The sequence below is a fragment of the Endozoicomonas sp. SESOKO2 genome, assembly GCF_024606245.1.
In the GTDB taxonomy this organism is placed as follows: Bacteria; Pseudomonadota; Gammaproteobacteria; order Pseudomonadales; family Endozoicomonadaceae; genus Endozoicomonas_A.
Genome location: NZ_JAHHPQ010000806.1, coordinates 1 through 1,077, shown reverse-complemented (window position 1 = coordinate 1,077; position 1,077 = coordinate 1). Strand labels below are relative to the sequence as shown.

The following is a 1,077-nucleotide window of genomic DNA, read 5'->3' as shown; positions in this document are numbered from 1 at the left end:
CTGGCTTAGGGGTGGAAAGATAAAGGGCGACCGTTTTTATCTGGCGATTGCATTTGTCGTCATCCTCTTCATCCTCTGAATCGCTATTGCATTCGTCATCTGCTTCATGATCCGGGTTGCTGTGTTCTCCAGTAAGTTCCGCAAGCAGTAACTGTTTCAGTTGTGTTTCCTGATGTTGCAGCACCTCAATAGCGGGTAGCCCTGCTGATGCCCAGAGCCTGGTCATAATTTTCAGTAGCCAATGATTGGTTGCTCCCCGTTGACCTAACCAGCCCAGCACCTTTTTCACGGGCTTATGTTTGGGCAAGCCCTGGAAATGATTCATGGACGAGAAGGCGCGGAACAACTTTATATTGAACTCACCATTCTTGTCTTTCCATTCTGGCCAGCCCAGCACCTCTCTCACTTGATCATGTTTGAGCATGCTTTTGCCATGATTCATAGACGAGAAGGAACGGAACAGCTCCATATTGAACTCGCCATCCCTGTCTTTCCATTCCGGCCAGCCCAGCACCTCTCTAACTTCATCATGTTTGAGAATGCCTTCGCCATTATTCATAGACGAGAAGGAGCGGAACAGCTCCATATTGAACTCGCCATACTTGTCTTTCCATTCCGGCCAGCCCAGAACCTCGCTCACTTCCTCATGTTTGAGCATGCCTTTGCCATTATTCATAGACGAGAGGGAGCGGAACAGCTCCATACTAAACTTGCCATCCTTGTCCTTCCATTCCGGCCAGCCCAGAACCTCGCTCACTTGCTCATGTTTGAGCATGCCTTTGCCATTATTCATAGACGAGAAGGAGCGGAACAGCTCCATATTGAACTCGCCATAGTTGTCTTTCCATTCGAGCCAGCCCAGCACCTCTCTCACTTCCACATGTTTGAGCATGCCTTTGCCCATGTTCATGGATGAGAAGGAGCGGAACAGCTCCATATTGAACTCGCCATCCTTGTCTTTCCATTCTGGCCAGGCGAGTACTTCTTTCACTTCCTTTTGTTTGAGCATGCCTTTGCCACTATTCATGGATGAGAAGGAGCGGAACAGCTCCATACTGAACTCGCCATCCTTGTCTT

1 protein-coding gene is annotated in these 1,077 nt (G+C 49.0%); it reads right to left on the bottom strand.

Annotated elements, in window-relative coordinates; translation table 11 throughout:
* Nucleotides 1-1,077, bottom strand: a 1,077-nt coding sequence (locus KDK17_RS19015; protein ID WP_257288819.1) for a hypothetical protein, incomplete at both ends; no start/stop codon positions are given.